This window comes from Aeromonas sp. SrichE-2G (assembly GCF_017939565.1).
GTDB classification, from domain to species: Bacteria; Pseudomonadota; Gammaproteobacteria; order Enterobacterales; family Aeromonadaceae; genus Aeromonas; species Aeromonas taiwanensis.
Genome location: NZ_JAGKRG010000004.1, coordinates 446,034 through 465,882, shown reverse-complemented (window position 1 = coordinate 465,882; position 19,849 = coordinate 446,034). Strand labels below are relative to the sequence as shown.

Sequence of the window (19,849 nt, the reverse complement as noted above, 5' to 3'; positions counted from 1 at the left end):
GGCCTCACTTCATGGCATCGAAGATGGGTTTGAGGGTGCTGGCCCAGACTTCCGGGTTCACGTCCCCCACGTGGCGATAGCGGATGATGCCCTGGCTGTCGATGAAGAAGGTCTCGGGCGCGCCATAGACCCCCAGATCCAGCCCCAGCATGCCGTCGGGGTCATAGAGGTTGACCTGGTAGGGGTTGCCGAGCTCCGCCAGCCACTTGATGGCCTTGTCCCGCTCATCCTTGTAGTTCATGCCGACGATGTAGATCCCCTGCCCCGCCAGCTCCTTGAGGTAGGTGTGTTCCCCGTAGCAGGTCGGGCACCAGGTGGCCCAGACGTTGAGCAGCATGGGGCGCCCCTTGAGGATGCTCCTGTCGTGCTGCTTGCCGAGATCGTAGATGTCCTGCAGGGTGAACACGGGCACCTCCTTGTCCACCATCACGGATTCGAGCTTGGTGGGATCGGAGTAGAGCCCCTTGAACAGGAACAGGGCCCCCAGCAGGAAGATGATGAAGGGCAGCAGATAGAGCCAGGTCTTCTTGTTCATGCCTTGGCCTCCTCGTCACGGCGGCCGAACCGGTAGCGCTTGTCCAGCATGGCCAGCACACCGCCGATGGCCATGAAGACGCCGCCGAACCAGATCCAGCGCACGAAGGGTTTGTAGTAGATCCGCACCGCCCAGGCGCCGTTGTCGAGCTGCTCGCCAAGGGCCGCGTAGAGATCCCGGGTGAGGCCGGCGTCGATGGCGGCCTCGGTCATCGGCATCCGGCTGACGGTGTACATCCGCTTCTCGGGCTTGAGCAGGGCCACCTGCTTGCCGTTCCGGTGCACTTCCAGCACGCCCTTGAAGCCCTCGTAGTTGGGGCCGTTCTTCTCCGCAATGCCGGTGAAGACGAACTCGTAATCGGCAAACTGGACGCGATCGCCGGCCTGCATGCGCAGGTCCTTCTCGATGCTGTAGTTCTGGGTGCAGGCGATGCCGATGATGCTGACCGCGAGCCCCACGTGGCCCAGGATCATGGCCCAGTGGCTGTTGCCAAGCTTGCGCACCCCGGTGGCGAAGCCGTGCTTGTGGGTGGCGCGCACCCAGGTCTCCTGCACGCTGGTGACGATGATCCAGGTCCCGAGGCCGATGCCGAGCGCGGCCCAGGGCTTGAAGTCTTCCGCGAAGGCGAGCGGCAGCAGGAAGGCGGCGGCCAGGCTCAGCACCAGGGCGAGGATCACCTTGCCCTTGAGCTCACCCAGCTCCTGCCGACGCCAGCGGAACAGGGGGCCCACCCCCAGCAACACGGCGAAGGGGATGATGAGCCAGCTGTAGATGTGGTTGAAGAAGGGGGTGCCGATGGAGATGCTGCCGAGCCCCAGCTCCTTGTGTACCAGGGGCAACAGGGTGCCGAGCAGCACGGTGAGCAGGCCCGCCACCAAGAGGATATTGTTGCCAAGCAGCAGGGTCTCCCGGCTCCACAGCTCGTGCTTGCCGTGGCTCTTGACCTGGGAGCCCTTGAAGGCAAACAGCAGGAGCGAGCTGCCGATCACCGCTAGCAGGAAGCCCAGGATGAAGAGGCCCCGGGTCGGGTCGGAGGCAAACGCATGGACCGAGACCAGCACGCCGGAGCGCACCAGGAAGGTGCCAAGCAGGCTCAGGGAGAACGCCGAGAGCGCCAGCAGCACGGTCCAGGCCTTGAAGGTGGCGCGCTTCTCGCTCACCGCCAGGGAGTGCAGCAGGGCCGTGCCCGCCAGCCAGGGCATGAAGGAGGCGTTTTCCACCGGATCCCAGAACCACCAGCCCCCCCAGCCGAGCTCGTAATAGGCCCACCAGGAGCCCAGCACTATGCCCAGGGTCAGGAAGACCCAGGCCGCCATGGTCCAGGGACGGGACCAGCGCGCCCAGGTGGCGTCGAGCCGCCCCGTCATCAGGGAGGCAATGGCAAAGGCGAAGGCCACCGAGAAGCCCACATAGCCCATGTAGAGCATGGGCGGGTGGAAGATGAGGCCGGGATCCTGCAGCAGGGGGTTGAGATCACGCCCGTCCACCGGGAAGTACGGCAGGGTGCGGGTGAAGGGATCCGAGGTGAACAGCACGAAGGCGGTGAACCCCACGGAGATGAGGCCGAGCACTCCGAGCACCCGCGCCACCGCATCGAGCGGCAGGCGGCGGCTGAACAGGGCGACGGCCGCGGTCCAGCCCCCCAGGGTCAGTACCCAGAGCAGCAGGGACCCCTCGTGGGCCCCCCACACCGCCGAGATGCGGTACTGCAGCGGCAGCAGGCTGTTGGAGTTGGTGGCCACGTACTGCACGGTGAAGTCGTTGTCGATAAAGGCCCAGGTGAGGCAGAGGAACGACAGCAGCAGCAGCAGAAACTGGCTATAGGCGAGCGGCCGGGCCGCCGACATCATGCCGAGGCGGCCGAGATGGGCTCCGATCAGCGGGTAACTCCCCAGCAGCAGGGCGGTGGCGAAGGCCAGGATCAGTGAAAACTGCCCTAATTCCGGGATCATTGGCTATTTCCTTTCGATGACACGCAGACACCGGCCGGGCCGGCGGTGAAACGGGGGAGATGGACGGGACTCATTGCTTGGCCCCCTTCAGCTGCGCCTCTGTGTACTCGGGCTTGAAGTGCATGCCGTTGGTGGCATCCGCCACTTCCGGCGGCATGTAGTTCTCGTCGTGCTTGGCCAGCACTTCGAACGCGCTGACGGTGCTGGCATCCTTGAGGCTGCCCTGGGCAACGATGCCCTGCCCCTCGCGGAACAGATCCGGCAGGATGCCGTCAAATTCCACCGTCACCATGTGGCCGCCGTTGTCCACCAGCTTGAAGGAGACCTTGAGGCTCTTGGGATCCCGCACCACAGACCCCGGCACCACCAGGCCGCCGATGCGCAGGCGCTGCCCCTCTTCCGGCTTGATCTTGTCCGGCCCCTTGCCCTCCACCAGCTCGCTCGGCGTGTAGAAGAGGTCGATATTCTGGCTGAGGGCGTAGAGCACCAGGCCGATCACGCTGGCGAGGCCCAGGCTGATGGCCAGTATGATGGTGAGGCGTTTCTTGCGGCGCGGGTTCATAGGGTATTCTCCATCTGCTGGGCCGCCTTGCGGCGGGCCTCCCGCGCCTGCTTGTTGCGCAGTTCGCCCATCAGGCTGCGGGTCTTCAACCGGGTAGAAATAACGATGCCGACCAGGCAGAGCAGGGTCAGACCGAAGGAGAGCCAGACGTAGAAGGCGTAGCCCCCCATGGCCATGAAATCACTGAACGAGGCAAAGTGCATGCTTACTTCTCCTGCCTGGCGATGTCGGCGACCCAGGGGCGGTGCCACTCCCGCATCAGGAGCTCATTGCGAAAACGCATCAGGGTCAGGGCTCCCAGGAAGGTGGCAAACGCCAGGATCATGATCAGCAGCGGCCACAACATCTCGGGGGAGATGGAAGGCTTGTCAAACTTGGTGATGGTGGCGCCCTGGTGCAGGGTGTTCCACCACTCCACCGAGTAGTGGATGATGGGCAGGTTGATCACCCCCACCAGCGCCAGGATGCCGGCGGCGCGGCCCGCCACCACCTTGTCGCTGAAGGCGTTGTAGAGGGCGATGACACCGAGATAGAGGAACAGCAGGATGAGCTCCGAGGTGAGACGCGCGTCCCACACCCACCAGGTGCCCCACATGGGCTTGCCCCAGGCGGCGCCGGTAAAGAGCGCGATGAAGGTGAACACGGCGCCCACCGGGGCGATGGCCGCCACCGTCATGTCCGCCATGCGCAGCTGCCACACCAGGCCGATGAAGGCCGCCACCGCCATGGTGGAGTAGGCCCCCATGGAGAGAATGGCGGAGGGCACGTGGATGTAGATGATCCTGAAAGAGTCTCCCTGCTGGTAGTCAGCGGGGGCAAAAGCCAGCCCCCAGACGGTGCCTATGATGAAGGCGAGCAGACTTGTCGCGGCAAACCAGGGCAGCAGGGTACCAGCCAGCGCATAGGCGCGTTCGGGTTTGGCATAAGGGTGCAACCATTTCCACATAGCTCACAGAACCTTTCAGTTATTAATTCTTAAGTGGCGGTGCCTACCATACCCATGGGGGAAAAACATCATATCCCCCGAAAGCAATAAGCAGCCATCCCCTTGATCTATCTCAACAATATCACCCAAAAACCGGCCTCAAAAAAGGACCTTTCAACAAATTAATCAGTTGACGCTGACCCGCAGCGCCGCCGATATGGCCAGGGGAGTCAGGGTCAGGGCCCCCACCAGCATGGCTCCCAGGATGGCGAGCTGCCCGGCGTAGGGCAACCCCATGCTCGCCGCCTCGATGGCGGAGGTGGCGAAAATCAGCACCGGGATATAGAGCGGCAGCAACAGCAGGCTGAGCAGCACCCCGCCCTTGCGCAGCCCCGCCGTCAGCGCCACCCCGACCGCCCCGAGCAGGCTCAGCACCGGGGTTCCCAGCGCCAGGGTGGCCACCACGGCCAGATAGGTCTTCAGGTCCAGGGAGAGCAGGATGGCGAGCAAGGGGGAGATCAGCAGCAGCGGCAGCCCCGTCAGCAACCAGTGAGCGATCACTTTGGCCAGGGCCAGCAGCCCGAGCGGATGGGGCATCAACATCATCTGCTCCAGGGCGCCGTCGCTGAAGTCATCGCGAAACAGCCGCTCCAGGGAGAGCATGGCCGCCAGCAGGGCCGCCACCCAGATGATGCCGGGGGCGATGCGGGCCAGCAGCTGAGGCTCGGGCCCGACGCCGAGGGGAAAGAGGGTAATGACGATCAGGAAAAACCAGAGCGGATTGAAGATCTCGGCCCGCTGGCGCAGGGCCATCAGCAATTCACGGTGGATAAGGTGTATGACGGCACGCAGCATGGGCTACTCCTGCAACGGCGAGGACAGGGAGAGGGTCTTGAGGCGCCCCTGCATCAGGGTGAGATCCTGGTGGGTGGTGAGAAGCACCATACCCCCCCGATCCGCATGGGTCAGGAACAACCGCTCCAGCACCCGGACCCCCTGCTTGTCGATGGCAGTGAAGGGCTCGTCCAGGATCCAGAGCGCCGGCTTGTCGCTGAGCCAGAGCCTGGCCAGCGCCACCCGCCGCTGTTGCCCGGCGGAGAGCTGGCCCGCGGGATAATCCTCGAAACCGGCGAGGCCGACCTGGGCCAGCACCTGCCAGAGATCCACGTCGCCCCCGGCCGTGCCGTGCAGCTTCTGGTAGAAGGAGAGGTTCTCGAGGGGGGTCAGGGTCGCCTTGACGCCGGGCTGATGGCCCAGATAGAGCAGGCTGGCATGGTACTCGTCCCGGCAGCGGCGGATATCCTCGCCGTTCCAGCACACCTCCCCGGCGAAGGGCTGGGAGAGGCCGGTCAGCAGGCGCAACAGGCTGGTCTTGCCCACCCCGTTGGGCCCCTCAATCTGCATCAGATCCCCGGAGCGCACCGCGAAGGAGAGTTGTTCAAACAGGGTGCGATCTTCACGTACGCAGCTCAGATTGTTCGCTTGAAGCAGCATGAGGATTGAATCGTTGAAAATGAGGCGGCCTGCATCTTAACACAGGATCCGGAGGCGTCTTTTCAAAGATGCCGATAATCAACAAGATTTGTGGGGAAGATCGCGCCCGTGTCAGGCGCGATATGCAGGGGGAAAGGGCGACACCCTCTCCCGGATCGAGTCATCAACTCGGGGGATGCGGGAGCGCCTTTGCCCCACGCTCACGGCACCGGGATCAGCTTCGCCCCTTGCGCAGGGAGATGAGCAGCTCCGCCTCGGCCTGGGGCAGCTCGCACTCGCTCATCACCTCGTCGAGATCGGCGCCGAGCTCCACCATCTTGGCGGCGCGGCTGTAGAGGCGGCGCTCCGGATCCTGCAGGGTGAGCTCCTGCTGGCTGTCCTGGATCTTCTGCATGGCGCCCTCTGCGCTCTGCAGACGCTGGCCCATGCCGATGGCGCCGGTGTGCAGCTCCATCATCTGCTTGCGCAGGCTCTCCAGCTGCCCCTGCAGCGCCTCCATCCTGGCCTCGGACTCTCGCTGGCGACGACGGTGCCCCAGTACCCCGTAGAGGGCCAGCACCAGTGCGAGCAAGGACAACCCCAAGGCTGCGAATTCAATCATCAAACCATCACCTTCCTATCAAAAGGGCGCCGGGCATGGGCCATTCGCCCCGCCCGGCGCCTTCTCGTTCCGTTACAGGGAACCGATGTCTTCCCACTCTTCGTCGGAGAGCAGCTTGTTGAGATCCACCAGGATCAGCAGCTGGCCGTCGCGGTTGCTGACGCCCTGGATGAACTTGGCGCTCTCCTCGGTACCCACCGCCGGGGCGGCATCGATCTCGGAGGAACGCAGATAGACCACCTCGGCCACGCTGTCCACCATGATGCCGATCACCTGCTTCTCCGCCTCGATGATCACGATGCGGGAGTTCTCGCTCACGTCCCCGGCCGGCAGGCCGAAGCGGGAACGGGTGTCGATGACGGTCACCACGTTGCCGCGCAGGTTGATGATGCCCAGCACATAGTCCGGCGCGCCCGGGACCGGGGCGATCTCGGTGTAGCGCAGCACCTCCTGAACCTGCATCACGTTGATGCCATAGGTCTCGTTTTCCAACTGGAAGGTCACCCACTGCAGCACTTCGTCTTCGGCCAGATTTTGTGCGATGTTGCGCTTCTCTGTCATCTTCTTGATCCTTGTATGAACCCGTCAACGGGTAAAATTAGCAATAAAACCATGGCTGTGCCGATCTTGTCAGCGGCCTTCAATGTTCACGCCGCGGCCAAGCAACACCAGCAGCTCCCTGACGTGGAGCAGAGCACACATCTTCTCCTTGACCATGCCCGCCAGCCAGGGGCGCTTGCCCTCCTGATGGCGCCACTTCACCTGATCCCGGTGCAGCAGTTCGGTGCCCTTCAACTGATGACAGGCCAGTCCCCAGGGTGATTCCCCCAGCATAATCAGATATTTGTAATCTTCCATCTCCAGATGCTGCCCCGGCATGACCCACTGGGCCGTGTCCACCACGTTCATCTTCTGCTCGCGGGAGGTCATGATCCCCTTGTACCAGCCCGGCTGGCCGAACAGGGAGGTCACCTCCCCCAGCTGGTGGATGCCGCCGAGCTCGGTCAGGGGCACCGCGAAGGTCACGCCGGCCACGTCGAAGAAGAGCGCCTGAAACTCGTTGCCGGTGTCCAGGTTCTCCCAGGTCGAGGGGGCGGGAGCGAGCTCGGCCGCAGGCTCGGGCGCCGTCAGTGTCAGGGCGACGGGTTCGGCCTCCCCCACCACGACCTCGGGCGGTGCCAGGACCACCTCGGGCTCGACCACCTCCGGCTCCGGCTCAACGACCTCGGCCTCCAGCTGGAATGGCTCGACATGGGTCTCTTCGTGGCTCAGGGCATCCATCTCGAACTGCACCTGCCCCACCTGGGCCAGCAGCTCGCTCAGCTGGGCCAGCCGGTTGTCCGCCTCCAGATAAGGGACGGCGGCCACCTCCGGTGAGGCGGCAGGCTGACGCTGCAGCGCCGGGGCCGGAACCTCGTCGTCCGGGTCTTCCCGCAGCAGGGCATCGTCCAGCAGCAGGGAGTGGAAATAGTCGTCCATGGCCCGAACCTGGGTGTTTTCTCTCATGACGTCACCTCCTGGGTTCGTTGACGCTCCAGGGCGTCGAGATGGTTGAGCAGTGTCTCATAGGCATAGGTGCCGCGGCTGCCCGGCGCATAGATGGACGGGGGGATGTGCACCAGGCTGGCATCCCGGAACTTGGTGTCGATGGGAATGACCGCATTCCACACCGCCTCGCCATACTGCTCCTTGATGGACTGCAGCGTCATCAGGGAGGCGCGGGTACGCTTGTCAAACATGGTCGGGATGACGGTGTAGCGGAACTTGTCCCGCTTGGATCGCTGCATGATCTCGAAGGTCTTCATCATCCTCTCCAGCCCTTTCAGGGCGAGGAATTCGGTCTGCACCGGCACCAGGATGCGATCGCAGGCCGCCAGCGCGTTCACCATCATCACCCCCAGCACCGGCGGGCAGTCGATGAGCACATAGTCGAACTGATCCTGCACCCGCAACAGGGCGCGCTTGAGCACCAGCCCCATCCCCTCCCGGTTGCCCATCACCCGATCCAGGGTGGCCAGGGTGATGGAGGCGGGCAGCAGGCTGATGTTCTCGAACCGGGTCTTGAGGGTCATCCGGTTGACCAGCTCGGCGCTGGGCTTGGCCGCCTGGAACAGCTCGTACAGGGTGCCCTCCAGCCTGTCCGAGTCGAAGTCGAGATAGGAGGTCAGGGAGGCGTGGGGGTCGGTGTCGATCAGCAGCACCCGCTGGCCACGCTGGGCCAGAATGCCCGCCAGGGAGACGACCGTGGTGGTCTTACCGACTCCACCCTTCTGATTGGCAACCGTCCAAACAATCACTGTATCAATCCTGCCTTGTTGTTATGCGTATCCCGCCACCGGGCAAGGAGATCACCCTGATGTTGTCACTGTCGACGCTCTGTGGCGTTGTCTGTGCCGGCACCACCGTCAGCGGTTTGACGGGGGGCGGCGGCACCCAGGCGAACCTGGATATGGCGACCACCACCTTGCGATTCTGTAACCGCCCCTGCTCGGTGCCATTGTCCGCGAAGGGGGAGAACTCCCCGTACGCCTCGTAAGCGAGCCGCCCGGGGGCGATGCCATTGCCTACCAGAGCGCTCAGCACCGCCTCGGCGCGGGCGGCGGACAGCGTCCAGTTGGAGCTGAAAATTTCGTTGTTTATCGGCTGGTTATCCGTGTAACCCCGCACCCTGACATAGTTATCGACCGGTTTCAGAATACCTGAAAGCGTATCGAGCACAGGGCCGGCATTGATCCCCAGAAAGGCGCTGCCGCTGCTGAACAAGAGGCCTGAACTCAGCTCCACCGTCAGCCAGTTGTCGTCCTGCGCCAGCTTGACCACGCCGGCATCGACCAGGGTGCCCATGGCCTGCTGGAGCTGCACGTCTATCGTGGCAAGGGCCGTGCCATCTTGCTGAACTGGCGTGCCCGTGATGGGGGCCTGCGAAGGAGATGGCGAGGCATCGCTCTCCAGCAGGGAGGGGGCAGCCGATACGGGGTTGTTCAGCAGGGAGCTGCCCTGCCCCTCCAGCAGCCCGTCACTGCGCGGTGCCTGGCTGAATGCCTGGGTCATGCCCTCGATGACGGCGCGATACTCCTCCTTGTTAACGATGGCCACGGAGTAGAGCACCACGAAGAGGGCGAAGATGAGCGTCATGTAGTCGGCGTAGGAGACCAGCCAGCGATCGAGATGCTCTCGCCCTTGCAGGTGCAAACGATAGCGCTTGCGCATGGCTATTCCCCTTTCAGATAGGCCCGCAGCCGTCGTTCAACCTGCTGACCGTTCTCCCCGTGGGCGATGGCCAGCAGCCCCTCCAGGGTCATCTCCTGATAGAGACCGTAATGGTAGTGGAAGGCCCGCAGGCGGTTCGCGATGGGCAGATAGAGCAGGTTGGCAAACCCGACCCCGTAGATGGTGGCGACGAAGGCCACGGCGATGCCGGCCCCCAGGACGCCCGGCTCCTCCAGATGGAACATGGCCTGGATGAGCCCGATCACCGCCCCTATGATGCCGATGGTCGGACTGTACCCCCCCATGGCCTCGAACACCCTGGCAGAGTGCTCGTTGCGCTCCTGCTCGATGTCGATGTCCGCCTCCAGCAGGCGACGAATATCCTCGATAGAGACCCCGTCCACTATCATGGTGAGTCCCTGACGGGTGAAGGGGTCGGGCTCGGCGTCCGCCTGATCCTCCAGCGCGAGCAGCCCCTGCTGGCGGGCAAACTGGGCCCAGGCTTGCAGACGTTCTGCCTGCTGCGCCAGATCCCGCTGCGGCGGGAACAGCATCCAGGCCGCCTGCCTGAGGGCGGAGAGCATGTACTTGCGGGGGGTCTGCAGGATCACCGCCCCCCAGGTTCCCCCGACCACGATGACAAACGCCGGACCGTCCAGCAGGGTCAGCAGGCTGCCGCCGTGCCACCACTGGGCGACGGCGACGGCCGCCAGGGCCAGCACCAGGCCGAGGATGCCCATGATCAGCGACCCAGCTCGACCAGGATGCGCTGGGCCACCCGATCCAGCGGCAGGGATTCGCTCGCGATGCCCGCCTTGGTCACCGCCTGGGGCATGCCGTAGACGACGCAGGAAGCTTCATCCTGCGCCCAGATGGTGGCGCCCTGCTCCTTGAGGAGGCGAGCGCCGTCCCGGCCATCGGCCCCCATGCCGGTCAACACGATGGCCAGCACCTTGTCGCCATAGGTCTTGGCGGCCGAGGCGAAGGTGATGTCGACGCAGGGCTTGTAGTTGACCTTGTCGTTGCCCTCGATGATGCGCAGGCGCGCACCGGGCCCGCGCCCTTCCAGCAGCATCTGCTTGCCGCCGGGGGCGAGGTAGGCATGACCCGGCCGCAGCACGTCACCGTCCTCTGCCTCCTTGACCCCGATCTGGCACAGGCCGTTGAGGCGGGCGGCAAAGGCGGCGGTAAAGGTGCCGGGCATGTGCTGGATCAGCAGGATGGGATGGGGGAAATCCCCGGGCAGCTTGGTCAGCACGTTCTGCAGGGCCACCGGCCCGCCAGTGGAGGTGCCGATTGCCACCAGCTGGTAGCTCTTGCCGCTGCGCTTGAAGCTGGCGGGGGCCACCGGCGAGCGCACCGCCTCGGGCTGGCGCTCGGTGGAACGGCTCAGGGCCGTCTCGACGGCGGGCCGCACCAGGGGCTCCGGCGCCCGGGGTCTGGCCGCCATCAGGAAACGCTTGCGGGCGATCTCCTTGACCCGCTGCTGGAGCAGGCGGACTGCCTCGTCCTTGTCGCGGGCGATGTCTTCGAACTTCTTGGGCAGAAAATCGAGGGCACCGGCATCCAGCGCATCCAGGGTCGCCTTGGCCCCTTCGTGGGTCAGGGAGGAGAACATCAGGATGGGGGTCGGACACTTGGCCATGATCTCGCGCACGGCGCTGATGCCGTCGAGCACCGGCATTTCGATGTCCATGGTGATGACGTCGGGCCGCAGCTGCTGCGCCTTGTCTACCGCCTCCCGCCCGTTCTGGGCCGTGTCGATCACCGTCATCAGGGGATCCTGATTGATGATCTCGCTGACCCGACGGCGGAAGAAACTCGAATCGTCGACCACTAATACCTTGACTGCCATTGTTATTCTTTTAACTCCTTGAGCCAGACGCTCAGTGGCGGCGGGCATAGGCCTTGAGCAGGCTGGGTACATCCAGAATGAGGGCGATGCCGCCGTCGCTGGTGATGGTAGCGCCGGCCATGCCCGGGGTTCCCTGCAGCAGGTTGTCGAGGGGCTTGATCACCACCTCTTCCTGGCCGATGAGGTTGTCCACGACGAAGCCCACCTGCTGGGTGCCGATCTGGACGATGACCACGTGGCCCTGATCCTGACGGGCCGTTCTGCCGGCACCGCGCACCAGCCACTTGTGCAGGTAGAAGAGCGGGATCGCCTTGTCACGGACGATGATGGTGAGCTGGCCGTCCACCATGTTGGCCTTTTTCAGGTCCAGGTGGAAAATCTCGTTCACGCAGCCGAGCGGCAGGGCGAAGGTCTGCTGGCCCACTTCCACCATCAGGGTCGGCAGTATGGCCAGGGTCAGGGGCACCTTGATCTCGAGGCGGGTGCCCTTGCCCCAGGTCGAATCGATGTGCACCGAGCCATTGAGGCTGACGATGCTGGTCTTCACCACGTCCATGCCGACGCCGCGGCCGGAGATGTCGGAGATCTCGGACTTGGTCGAGAAGCCGGGGGCGAAGATCAGGTTGTAGGCGTCGTTGTCGCTCATCCGTGCCGCACTGTCGGCATCCAGCACGCCGCGGCTGATGGCGATGGACTTGAGCTTCTCCGGATCCATGCCGGCGCCGTCATCCTCGATGCAGAGCAGGATGTGATCCCCCTGCTGGGAGGCGCTCAGGGTGATGGTGCCCTGACGGGGCTTGCCCGCCTTCTCCCGTACGTCCGGCATCTCGACGCCGTGGTCGCAGGAGTTGCGCACCAGGTGCACCAGGGGATCGGCCAGGGCCTCGACCAGGTTCTTGTCGAGATCCGTCTCCTCCCCCACCATCACCAGCTCGATCTCTTTCTTGAGGGTGCGGGCCAGATCGCGCACGACCCGCGGGAAGCGGCCGAACACCTTCTTGATGGGTTGCATGCGGGTCTTCATGACCGCGCCTTGCAGGTCGGCAGTCACCACGTCCAGGTTGGCCACCGCCTTGGACATCTCTTCGTCGTTGCTGGCGATGCCGAGGCTCACCAGGCGGTTTCGGACGAGCACCAGCTCGCCCACCATGTTCATGATGACGTCCAGGGTCTTGGTATCCACCCGCACCGTGGTGTCGCTCTGCACCGCGTTGCTCTCGGCGGGGGCGGCCTGCTTGGCAGGGGCAGCCTTGGCCGGTGTAGCGGCAGGCTCGGGGGCGGGTTTGGCAGCCACTGGCGCCTTGGGGGGCGTCACGGGGGCGGCGGCCGCAGGCGCCTTGGTCTCGGCGACCGGGGCCTTGGGCTCGGCAGCGGGGGCGGCCATGGTGTGCTGGGGGCCCTGGCCACGACCGTGCAACTCGTCCAGCAGGCGCTCGAACTCGTCGTCGTCGATGAGCTCGTCCACCTCTTTCTGGACCGCCTGCAGCGGCGCGAGATCCGGCTTGCCGCCGTGTTGACCCTGGCCGTGAAGCTGGTCGAGCAGAGCCTCGAATTCGTCGTCGGTAATGTCGCCAGAGTCACTCAGCACGGGGGCGGCCGAGATGGTCGGCGCCTTGCCGACACCGTGCAGCTCATCGAGCAGGCGCTCGAACTCGTCGGCGGAGATCTCGTCGATGGAGCCACCGCCATTGACGGCGGCAGGCGCCACCTCGGCGATGATCTCGGGTTCGGGGATGGGTTCGGGCTCAGGCTCGGGCTGGGCGGCCACGCTGGCGGTGCGCAGCTGCTCCTGCCCTTCCGGCTTGCACAGCTCGTGCAGATCGTGGAGCAGGTCGGGAGAGGCAGGGCTGATCTCTTCGCGGTTCTGAACCTGGGCGAACATGACGTTGATGGCATCCAGCGCCTGCAGGATGACGTCCATCAGTTCGGCGCTGAGGGTTCGCTTGCCGTTGCGCAGCATGTCGAACAGGTTCTCGGCACCGTGACAGACGTCCACCAGCTCGGTCAGGGAGAGGAAGCCCGCTCCCCCCTTGACGGTATGGAAGCCGCGGAAGATGGCATTCAACAGATTCTTGTCATCGGGTCGCTTTTCCAGGTCGACCAGTTGTTCAGACAACTGTTCCAATATTTCTGATGCTTCGACCAAAAAGTCTTGCAGTATGTCTTCATCAACTTCGAAGGCCATGCGTCACTCCATTAGAATCCCAGGCTAGACAGCAGATCGTCCACATCATCTTGACCATTGACCACATCTGATCGGGTCTGCGGGTTCATGATGGGCCCTTCCGCCTCGATGCCGCTCGCCGGCAGGCTGCGCGCCGAATGATCGCTCACGCCCTCACCGAACATGGTCAGCATCTCTATCAACTTCGTTTCAACTTCCTGCACCAGCTTGATCACCTTGCGGATCATCTGACCGGTCAGGTCCTGGAAATCCTGAGCCATCAGGATCTCCGTCAGCAGTTGTCGTAACTTATCGGCATCCGTCTCAGAAGCCTTAATGAAATCATTCAGTTGATGACAGAGCGCCTTGAATTGACCCAGCTCCAGATCCCGGCTCATCAGGGCATTCCAGTTGGGCATGACCAGCTGGATGCTGTCGTTGAGTCGATCGGCGATGGGGAGACTGGCCTCCACCGCATCCATGGTGCGGTTGGCCGCCTTGTCCGTCATGTCGATGACATAACTCAGGCGCTCCCTGGCATCCGGGATCTCGTGGGTCGCGAGGTCAGGGATCCGGGGATCCAGGCGAAAGTCCTGCAAGGAGTTGTGCAGCTGGCGGGTCAGTTGGCCCACCTTGTCGAACAGGGCCGCCGCATTGGGGGCGCACACATCGGCGAGGATGGTATCGGCCTGTTCAAACTCTTCTCGCTCCAGATGGGCAACCAGCATCCTTGCCTGTTCAAGCGAGATCATGGCATTCGTTTTGGCCTTCATCCCAGCCGCTCCTTAGCCGATGCGTTCAAAGATCTTGTCGAGCTTCTCTTTGAGGGTGGCGGCGGTGAACGGCTTGACGATATAGCCATTGACCCCGGCCTGGGCGGCTTCGATGATCTGCTCGCGCTTGGCCTCTGCAGTCACCATCAGTACCGGCAGGTGCTTGAGTTTGTCGTCCAGACGGATCGCCTTGAGCAGGTCGATGCCCTGCATGCCGGGCATGTTCCAGTCGGTCACCACGAACTGGAAGTCACCGTTCTTGAGCATCGGCAATGCCGTGTTGCCATCGTCTGCTTCATGGGTGTTGTTGTATCCCAGGTCACGCAGCAAGTTCTTGATAATCCGGCGCATCGTTGAAAAGTCATCGACGATGAGGATTTTCATGTTCTTGTCCAAAGTTCCTCCTAAAGAGCCGCCACGACGGCTCGCTTACATGATGCAGATCGCAGGTTTAACGGTGCGGATTATGCCTTAGAGTGGCGTTCCAGTGTAGCCAGTACAACGACTTATACATTCCAATCTCGCAAACGGGCGCGCAATCTGTGCATGGCCTGGCTGTGGATCTGGCTCACCCGAGACTCGCTCACACTCAAGACTTCACCGATCTCGCGCAGGTTCAGCTCTTCATCGTAATAAAGGGATAGCACCAATGCCTCCCGTTCGGGCAGGCGGGCGATGTGTTCGGCCAGGGCACCCTGGAAGCGCTCGGCCGCGAGATCGTCGTAGCCACCGTGGCTCGCGTCATCGGGATGCCCGATCACGTCCTCGCTGACCCCCAGATCCTCGATGCCGATGATCTTGCCGCAGGAGACATCCTGCAGCATGGCGTGGTACTCCCCGAGGGAGACCCCCATGTTGGCGGCCACCTCGGTGTCCCTGGCGTCCCGGCCATGGGCCTGCTCCACGTTCTCGATGGCCTCGGCGATGGCGCGGCTGTTGCGATGCACCGAGCGGGGCACCCAGTCCCCGCGGCGAATTTCGTCCAGCATGGCGCCGCGAATGCGGATGCCGGCATAGGTTTCAAAGCTGGCCCCCTTGCTCCCGTCAAAGTTGCGGGAGGCTTCGAGCAACCCAATCATACCTGCCTGGATCAGGTCATCCAGCAAGACACTGCTTGGCAGGCGAGCCAATAGATGCTGGGCAATCCGCTTGACCAGCGGAGCGTGACGCTCGACCAGCACGTAGGAATCCTGATGACGCAAGTATGCTTGGGCTTTATTCACGGGAGTCTTCCTGTGTGATGACCGGCTTTTGCAACAAGTTTTCCAGGAAAAATTCGAGGTGACCCCCCGGTTGGTTCGGGATGGCCCAGCTCGCCGCCTTGTTGGCCAGGGCACGGAATGCCAGGGCGGCGGGCGACTTGGGAAACGCCTCGACGATCAGCTTCTGCTTGCGCACCGCGGCACGCAGGTTGGTGTCGTAAGGGACGCAGGCCACCAGCTCCAGGGAGGTGTCCAGGAAGCGGTCGGTGACCCGGGTCAGCTTGGCGAACAGCTCCTGCCCCTCGCGCAGGGAGCGGACCATGTTGGCCACCACCTTGAAGCGGAACACACCGTGATCCTTGGAGAGGATCTTGATGAGAGCATAGGCATCCGTGATGGAGGTGGGTTCGTCGCACACCACCACCATGATGTCCTGAGCCGCGCGGGTGAAGCTCAGCACCATGTCGGAGATCCCCGCCGCCGTGTCCACCAGCAGCACGTCCACCGGGGTTTTCATCTCGCCAAACGCCCGGATGAGCTCGGCATGCTGCACGGGGGAGAGCTCGACCATGGACTGGGTACCCGAGGTGGCCGGCACTATCATCATGCCGTAGGGCCCCTCGACGATGATGTCGTCTATGGTGCACTCCCCGGCCAGTACGTGGGAGAGGTTGCGATGCACCCGCAGCCCCAGCATGACGTCGACGTTGGCCAGACCCAGGTCGGCATCCAGCACCATCACCCGCTTGCCCTGGGCAGCCATGGCTCCCGCCACGTTCAGGGTCACGTTGGTCTTGCCAACCCCCCCCTTGCCTCCGGACACGGCGATCACTTTTACTCGATTGTTTTGACGCATTTTGCGCAGACCACTCGCCTGATCCATATACATGTTACTCATAAAACTCCGAATCTTCGGTCTCGCCGAAACCCGATCCCCAGAAATAGGGATCCTCTGCTTCCCGCTCCAGCGACCCCATGGCGGCGCCGACCAGCAGCGCTGCGTTGGCAACTTGAATATCTTCCGGCACCCGTTGCCCGTCGGTGATGTAGCTGATGGGCAGGGCGTTCTGAATGCAGACGTTGATCACTTCCCCCAGATTCAGGCTCTCGTCGAGCTTGGTCAGGATGCAGCCGGAGAGCGGAATACGCCGGAAGTGATCCACCGCCTCCTGCATCACCCGCCGCTGGGAGGTGGCCGACATGACCAGGTAGCTGCGGATGCGCACCTTGGCGTTCTTGACCAGGGTGTCGAGCTGCTCGGTCAGGCGGATGTCCCGCTGACCCACACCGGCGGTATCGATGAGCACCAGCCGGCGGTGGCGGAACTGGTAGAGCGCATTGGCCAGCTCCTCGGCATCGCGCACCTGGCGCACCGGGCAGCCCATGATGCGGCCATAGGTCTGCAGCTGTTCGTGGGCGCCGATACGGTAGTTGTCCGTGGTGATGAGGGCCACCTGCTCGGCCCCGTACTTCATGGCAAAGCGGGCCGCCAGCTTGGCGATGGTGGTGGTCTTGCCCACCCCGGTCGGTCCGAGCAGGGCCACCGCCCCCCCCTGGCGCAGGATCTCGTCCTCGCTGATCTTGAGCTGGGCGGTCAGGACCTCGGCCAGCTGGGCCATGGCCTGGTGAATGGGCATGTCTTCCGGGATGAGCCCCGCCAGCTGATCGGCAAAGGCATCGTCGAAGCCCATCTTCTTGAGCTCCTTGATGAGCAGGGCGCGCATGGGCTCGCGGCGCTCCACCTCCTGCCACATCAGGCCGGAGATCTGGTGCTCCAGCAGCTTGCGGATGCTGGCCATCTCCTTGCGCATCCCTTCCATCTCCTGATCCCGCGAGGCGGACTGGGCAGGGCGTGCAGCGGCCGGGCGAGCCTTGGGTTTGGCGGGCTCGGGCGCGGCGCCCCACTGGCCCTGTTCAGCCAGGGTTCTGGGCGCCGCACCGGCGGCGGCCAGCCCGGCGGACTGGGTGCCGGCACCATTGGCGGACCACGACGGCGAAGCGCCATTGCCATTGCCATTGCCATTGCCTGACGCACCGGCGGACCAGGAGGGCGAAGCGCCATTGCCATTGCCTGACGCACCGGCGGACCAGGAGGGCGAGGCACCATTGCCGTTGCCCGCAGGATTGGCCGGATTGAGCTTCTGCTGGCGTGCCAGCAGGGCCGCCAGGGTATCGGCGTAGTATTCGTTCTGTTCCTTGGCCGGCGCCGCGCGCGTCATCTGCTTGCCCGCAGACGAGATATTGACGCTCTCTTCATTCAACTGACGGCGAACCGGCGCGTCCTTGGGTCCCGGCACCTGGGACTGATAATCGACGGCCGCGACTATCTCCACCCCACCGGTGACCTTTTTGTTGGACATGATGACGGCATCGGGCCCGAGAGTCTCCTTGACCTCGGCCAGCGCCGTGCGCATGTCTTTGGCAAAAAACCGCTTAATCTTCACCCGTCATCTCCGCTAACTAGCCCTGTCCTACCGCACTGACGATGCGGATCTGCTTGTCGTCAGGCACTTCCTGATAAGACAGCACGCGTAATCCAGGAATGGCATTCTTGACAAACTTCGCCAGGGTATTGCGCAATATCCCCGATGTCAGAAGCACGGCCGGCTGGCCTTCCAGTTCTTGTCGTTGAGTGGCTTCCACCAGGGAGCGCTGCATCCGCTCCGCCAGTCCCGGCTCGATGCCGGCGCCATCTCCCCCACCTGCTTGCAGGGATTGATGCAATATGCGTTCCAACTCCGGTGACAAGGTGATCACCGGCAGCTCGGGTTCGGGGCCCGCAATCTCCTGCACGATGAGTCTGCGCAGGGCGATACGGCAGGCCGCGGTCAGCACTTCCGGATCCGGGCTGCGGGGCGCATATTCCACGAGGGTCTGCAGGATAGTGCGCATGTCGCGAATTGGCACGCCCTCATTGAGGAGATTTTGCAATACCTTCACCAGGTTGCCCATGCTGATCACCTCGGGAACCAGCCCTTCCACCAGCTTGCTCTGGTGCTTCCCTATCATGTCGAGCAGTTGCTGCACCTCGTCGTGACCCAGCAGCAGGGCCGCGTGGTTGGAGAGGATCTGGCTGAGGTGGGTGGCCACCACGGTAGCCGCATCGACCACTGTGTAGCCCAGGGTCTGGGCCTGGGAGACCTGCTCCTTGGCGACCCAGACCGCCTCCAGCCCGAAGGCGGGATCCTGGGTCGCAATGCCCTGGATCTGGCCAAACACCTGGCCCGGGTTGATGGCCATCTCCTTGTCGTGATAGACGGTGGCCTCGCCTGTGCTCACCCCCATCAGGGTAATACGGTACTGGTTGGGGGCGAGATCCAGGTTGTCGCGAATGTGTACGGCAGGCACCAGGAAGCCGAACTCCTGGGAGAGTTTCTTGCGCACCCCCTTGATGCGGTTGAGCAGTTCGCCCCCCTGGTTCTTGTCCACCAGCGGAATGAGCTGATAGCCCACCTCCAACCCGATGATGTCCACGGGCATGACGTCGTCCCAGCTCAGATCCTTCTGCTCCACCGGAGCATCCCCCTGGGACGGCAGCAGTTCGCCGCTCGCCGCCCGCGCCTTGTTCTGCTTCTCGCGGCGCAGCAGCCACCAGGCACCGGCGGCCGCCACGGCCCCCAGGCTCAGGAAAGCCAGGTGCGGCATGCCGGGCACGCTGCCCATCATCAGCAGGATGCCGGCGGAGATCACCAGGGCCTTGGGGTTCTCGAACAGCTGGCCGAGCACCGCCGTGCCCATGTCCTGGTCGGTATTCTGACGGGTGACGATGATGGCTGCGGCGATGGAGAGCAGGAGCGACGGGATCTGGGCGACCAGGCCGTCACCGATGGCCAGCAGGGTGTAGACCTGGGCCGCTTCGCCGAAGGTGAGCTGGTGCTGCATCATGCCGATGATGAAGCCGCCGATGATGTTGATGAAGAGGATCATGATGCCTGCGATGGCATCCCCCTTCACGAATTTGGATGCACCGTCCATGGAGCCGTAGAAGTCCGCTTCCTGGGTGACCTCCTGACGGCGCTTCTTGGCTTCTTCCTGGTTGATGAGGCCGGCATTCAGGTCCGCGTCGATGGCCATCTGCTTGCCGGGCATGGCATCCAGGGTGAAGCGGGCGCTCACCTCGGAGATCCGGCCCGCCCCCTTGGTGACGACCACGAAGTTGATGATCACCAGGATCATGAAGACGATGATGCCCACCGCATAGTTGCCGCCGATCACCACGTTGCCGAAGGCCTCGATCACGTGACCGGCCGCCGCACTGCCGTTGTGGCCTTCCAGCAGCACCACCCGGGTAGAGGCGACGTTGAGCGCGAGGCGCAGCAGGGTGGCGATCAGCAGGACGGTGGGGAAGGCGGCAAACTCCAGGGGGCGGCGGGTATAAACGGCCACCAGCAGCACCACGATGGAGAGAGCGATGTTGAAGGAGAAGAGGATATCCAGCATCAGGGGCGGAATGGGGAGCACCACCATGCCCAGGGACGCCAGCACCAGCAGCGGGGTCCCTACCCCTCTGCTCAGCAACCACTTGTACTCTTTGAAACGGCCCAGTCCCGCCTTGAATCCCATCGTGCTTCTCGAT

Annotated in this window: 21 protein-coding genes; all 21 read right to left on the bottom strand. The window is 63.6% G+C overall.

The genetic code is table 11. The features are described 5' to 3' along the window. Positions 1–4 precede the first annotated feature (4 nt). Entirely contained in the window at positions 5–535 is a 531-nt protein-coding gene (locus tag J9885_RS04205; RefSeq protein WP_042076868.1) for a DsbE family thiol:disulfide interchange protein, read from the bottom strand. Beyond that, positions 532–2,487, bottom strand: a complete 1,956-nt coding sequence (locus tag J9885_RS04200) for a heme lyase CcmF/NrfE family subunit (protein WP_210548188.1) — start codon at positions 2,485–2,487, stop codon at positions 532–534. The genes J9885_RS04205 and J9885_RS04200 overlap by 4 nt, the downstream gene beginning before the upstream one ends. A gap of 70 nt (positions 2,488–2,557) precedes the next feature. Beyond that, a complete protein-coding gene (ccmE, locus tag J9885_RS04195; protein ID WP_210548187.1) occupies positions 2,558–3,049 on the bottom strand; it encodes a cytochrome c maturation protein CcmE in 492 nt (163 codons plus the stop codon). Further along, complete coding sequence (gene ccmD / locus J9885_RS04190) at positions 3,046–3,252, bottom strand: heme exporter protein CcmD (protein WP_210548186.1); 207 nt, start codon at positions 3,250–3,252, stop codon at positions 3,046–3,048. Before ccmD ends, ccmE begins: the two co-directional genes overlap by 4 nt. Positions 3,253–3,254: 2 nt before the next feature. Beyond that, positions 3,255–3,995, bottom strand: coding sequence for a heme ABC transporter permease (locus J9885_RS04185; protein WP_210548185.1), 741 nt, complete (start codon positions 3,993–3,995; stop codon positions 3,255–3,257). 165 nt (positions 3,996–4,160) lie between these two features. Beyond that, positions 4,161–4,829 (bottom strand): heme exporter protein CcmB, encoded by a 669-nt coding sequence (gene ccmB / locus J9885_RS04180; protein ID WP_210548184.1) that lies wholly within the window; start codon positions 4,827–4,829, stop codon positions 4,161–4,163. A gap of 3 nt (positions 4,830–4,832) precedes the next feature. Beyond that, positions 4,833–5,468 carry a cytochrome c biogenesis heme-transporting ATPase CcmA gene (ccmA, locus tag J9885_RS04175; protein WP_210548183.1) on the bottom strand — a complete coding sequence of 212 codons (636 nt, stop codon included), beginning with the start codon at positions 5,466–5,468 and terminating at the stop codon, positions 4,833–4,835. 214 nt (positions 5,469–5,682) lie between these two features. Then, entirely contained in the window at positions 5,683–6,069 is a 387-nt protein-coding gene (locus tag J9885_RS04170; RefSeq protein ID WP_043761963.1) for a DUF2802 domain-containing protein, read from the bottom strand. Between the two features lie 72 nt (positions 6,070–6,141). After that, positions 6,142–6,630, bottom strand: coding sequence for a chemotaxis protein CheW (locus J9885_RS04165; RefSeq protein ID WP_010673942.1), 489 nt, complete (start codon positions 6,628–6,630; stop codon positions 6,142–6,144). A gap of 69 nt (positions 6,631–6,699) precedes the next feature. After that, positions 6,700–7,575, bottom strand: a complete 876-nt coding sequence (locus J9885_RS04160; RefSeq protein WP_210548182.1) for a chemotaxis protein CheW — start codon at positions 7,573–7,575, stop codon at positions 6,700–6,702. Beyond that, a complete protein-coding gene (locus J9885_RS04155; protein ID WP_134696609.1) occupies positions 7,572–8,366 on the bottom strand; it encodes a ParA family protein in 795 nt (264 codons plus the stop codon). The genes J9885_RS04160 and J9885_RS04155 overlap by 4 nt, the downstream gene beginning before the upstream one ends. A 4-nt stretch (positions 8,367–8,370) precedes the next feature. Further along, the gene (locus tag J9885_RS04150; protein ID WP_210548181.1) at positions 8,371–9,279 is read right to left on the bottom strand and encodes a flagellar motor protein MotB; all 909 of its coding nucleotides are present in this window, start codon (positions 9,277–9,279) and stop codon (positions 8,371–8,373) included. A 2-nt stretch (positions 9,280–9,281) separates the two neighbouring features. Then, complete coding sequence (locus tag J9885_RS04145) at positions 9,282–10,019, bottom strand: flagellar motor protein (protein WP_043761967.1); 738 nt, start codon at positions 10,017–10,019, stop codon at positions 9,282–9,284. Positions 10,020–10,021: 2 nt separating this feature from the next. Then, complete coding sequence (locus tag J9885_RS04140) at positions 10,022–11,134, bottom strand: chemotaxis response regulator protein-glutamate methylesterase (protein ID WP_210548180.1); 1,113 nt, start codon at positions 11,132–11,134, stop codon at positions 10,022–10,024. A gap of 31 nt (positions 11,135–11,165) precedes the next feature. Further along, positions 11,166–13,319 carry a chemotaxis protein CheA gene (locus J9885_RS04135; RefSeq protein ID WP_210548179.1) on the bottom strand — a complete coding sequence of 718 codons (2,154 nt, stop codon included), beginning with the start codon at positions 13,317–13,319 and terminating at the stop codon, positions 11,166–11,168. Positions 13,320–13,330: 11 nt separating this feature from the next. Continuing rightward, complete coding sequence (locus J9885_RS04130) at positions 13,331–14,071, bottom strand: protein phosphatase CheZ (RefSeq protein ID WP_043761972.1); 741 nt, start codon at positions 14,069–14,071, stop codon at positions 13,331–13,333. Between the two features lie 12 nt (positions 14,072–14,083). Continuing rightward, entirely contained in the window at positions 14,084–14,467 is a 384-nt protein-coding gene (gene cheY, locus J9885_RS04125) for a chemotaxis response regulator CheY (protein WP_010673934.1), read from the bottom strand. Positions 14,468–14,577: 110 nt separating this feature from the next. Beyond that, the gene (locus J9885_RS04120) at positions 14,578–15,294 is read right to left on the bottom strand and encodes an RNA polymerase sigma factor FliA (protein ID WP_042076843.1); all 717 of its coding nucleotides are present in this window, start codon (positions 15,292–15,294) and stop codon (positions 14,578–14,580) included. Then, positions 15,287–16,162 carry a MinD/ParA family protein gene (locus J9885_RS04115; RefSeq protein WP_197068439.1) on the bottom strand — a complete coding sequence of 292 codons (876 nt, stop codon included), beginning with the start codon at positions 16,160–16,162 and terminating at the stop codon, positions 15,287–15,289. The genes J9885_RS04120 and J9885_RS04115 overlap by 8 nt, the downstream gene beginning before the upstream one ends. Position 16,163: 1 nt before the next feature. After that, the gene (gene flhF, locus J9885_RS04110; RefSeq protein WP_210548178.1) at positions 16,164–17,717 is read right to left on the bottom strand and encodes a flagellar biosynthesis protein FlhF; all 1,554 of its coding nucleotides are present in this window, start codon (positions 17,715–17,717) and stop codon (positions 16,164–16,166) included. A gap of 16 nt (positions 17,718–17,733) precedes the next feature. Next, positions 17,734–19,836 (bottom strand): flagellar biosynthesis protein FlhA, encoded by a 2,103-nt coding sequence (gene flhA / locus J9885_RS04105; RefSeq protein ID WP_210548177.1) that lies wholly within the window; start codon positions 19,834–19,836, stop codon positions 17,734–17,736. Positions 19,837–19,849 lie beyond the last annotated feature (13 nt).

Bases quoted from the DNA above. Each gene is read 5' to 3' on its own strand.
- flhA (WP_210548177.1), bottom strand. From the start codon at position 19,836: ATGGGATTCAAGGCGGGACTGGGCCGTTTCAAAGAGTACAAGTGGTTG.
- ccmE (WP_210548187.1), bottom strand. From the start codon at position 3,049: ATGAACCCGCGCCGCAAGAAACGCCTCACCATCATACTGGCCATCAGC.
- J9885_RS04145 (WP_043761967.1), bottom strand. From the start codon at position 10,019: ATGGGCATCCTCGGCCTGGTGCTGGCCCTGGCGGCCGTCGCCGTCGCC.
- J9885_RS04200 (WP_210548188.1), bottom strand. From the start codon at position 2,487: ATGATCCCGGAATTAGGGCAGTTTTCACTGATCCTGGCCTTCGCCACC.
- J9885_RS04135 (WP_210548179.1), bottom strand. From the start codon at position 13,319: ATGGCCTTCGAAGTTGATGAAGACATACTGCAAGACTTTTTGGTCGAA.
- ccmA (WP_210548183.1), bottom strand. From the start codon at position 5,468: ATGCTGCTTCAAGCGAACAATCTGAGCTGCGTACGTGAAGATCGCACC.
- J9885_RS04185 (WP_210548185.1), bottom strand. From the start codon at position 3,995: ATGTGGAAATGGTTGCACCCTTATGCCAAACCCGAACGCGCCTATGCG.
- J9885_RS04165 (WP_010673942.1), bottom strand. From the start codon at position 6,630: ATGACAGAGAAGCGCAACATCGCACAAAATCTGGCCGAAGACGAAGTG.
- J9885_RS04150 (WP_210548181.1), bottom strand. From the start codon at position 9,279: ATGCGCAAGCGCTATCGTTTGCACCTGCAAGGGCGAGAGCATCTCGAT.
- J9885_RS04115 (WP_197068439.1), bottom strand. From the start codon at position 16,162: ATGTATATGGATCAGGCGAGTGGTCTGCGCAAAATGCGTCAAAACAAT.
- J9885_RS04170 (WP_043761963.1), bottom strand. From the start codon at position 6,069: ATGATTGAATTCGCAGCCTTGGGGTTGTCCTTGCTCGCACTGGTGCTG.
- ccmB (WP_210548184.1), bottom strand. From the start codon at position 4,829: ATGCTGCGTGCCGTCATACACCTTATCCACCGTGAATTGCTGATGGCC.
- J9885_RS04160 (WP_210548182.1), bottom strand. From the start codon at position 7,575: ATGAGAGAAAACACCCAGGTTCGGGCCATGGACGACTATTTCCACTCC.
- J9885_RS04130 (WP_043761972.1), bottom strand. From the start codon at position 14,071: ATGAAGGCCAAAACGAATGCCATGATCTCGCTTGAACAGGCAAGGATG.
- J9885_RS04140 (WP_210548180.1), bottom strand. From the start codon at position 11,134: ATGGCAGTCAAGGTATTAGTGGTCGACGATTCGAGTTTCTTCCGCCGT.
- ccmD (WP_210548186.1), bottom strand. From the start codon at position 3,252: ATGCACTTTGCCTCGTTCAGTGATTTCATGGCCATGGGGGGCTACGCC.
- J9885_RS04205 (WP_042076868.1), bottom strand. From the start codon at position 535: ATGAACAAGAAGACCTGGCTCTATCTGCTGCCCTTCATCATCTTCCTG.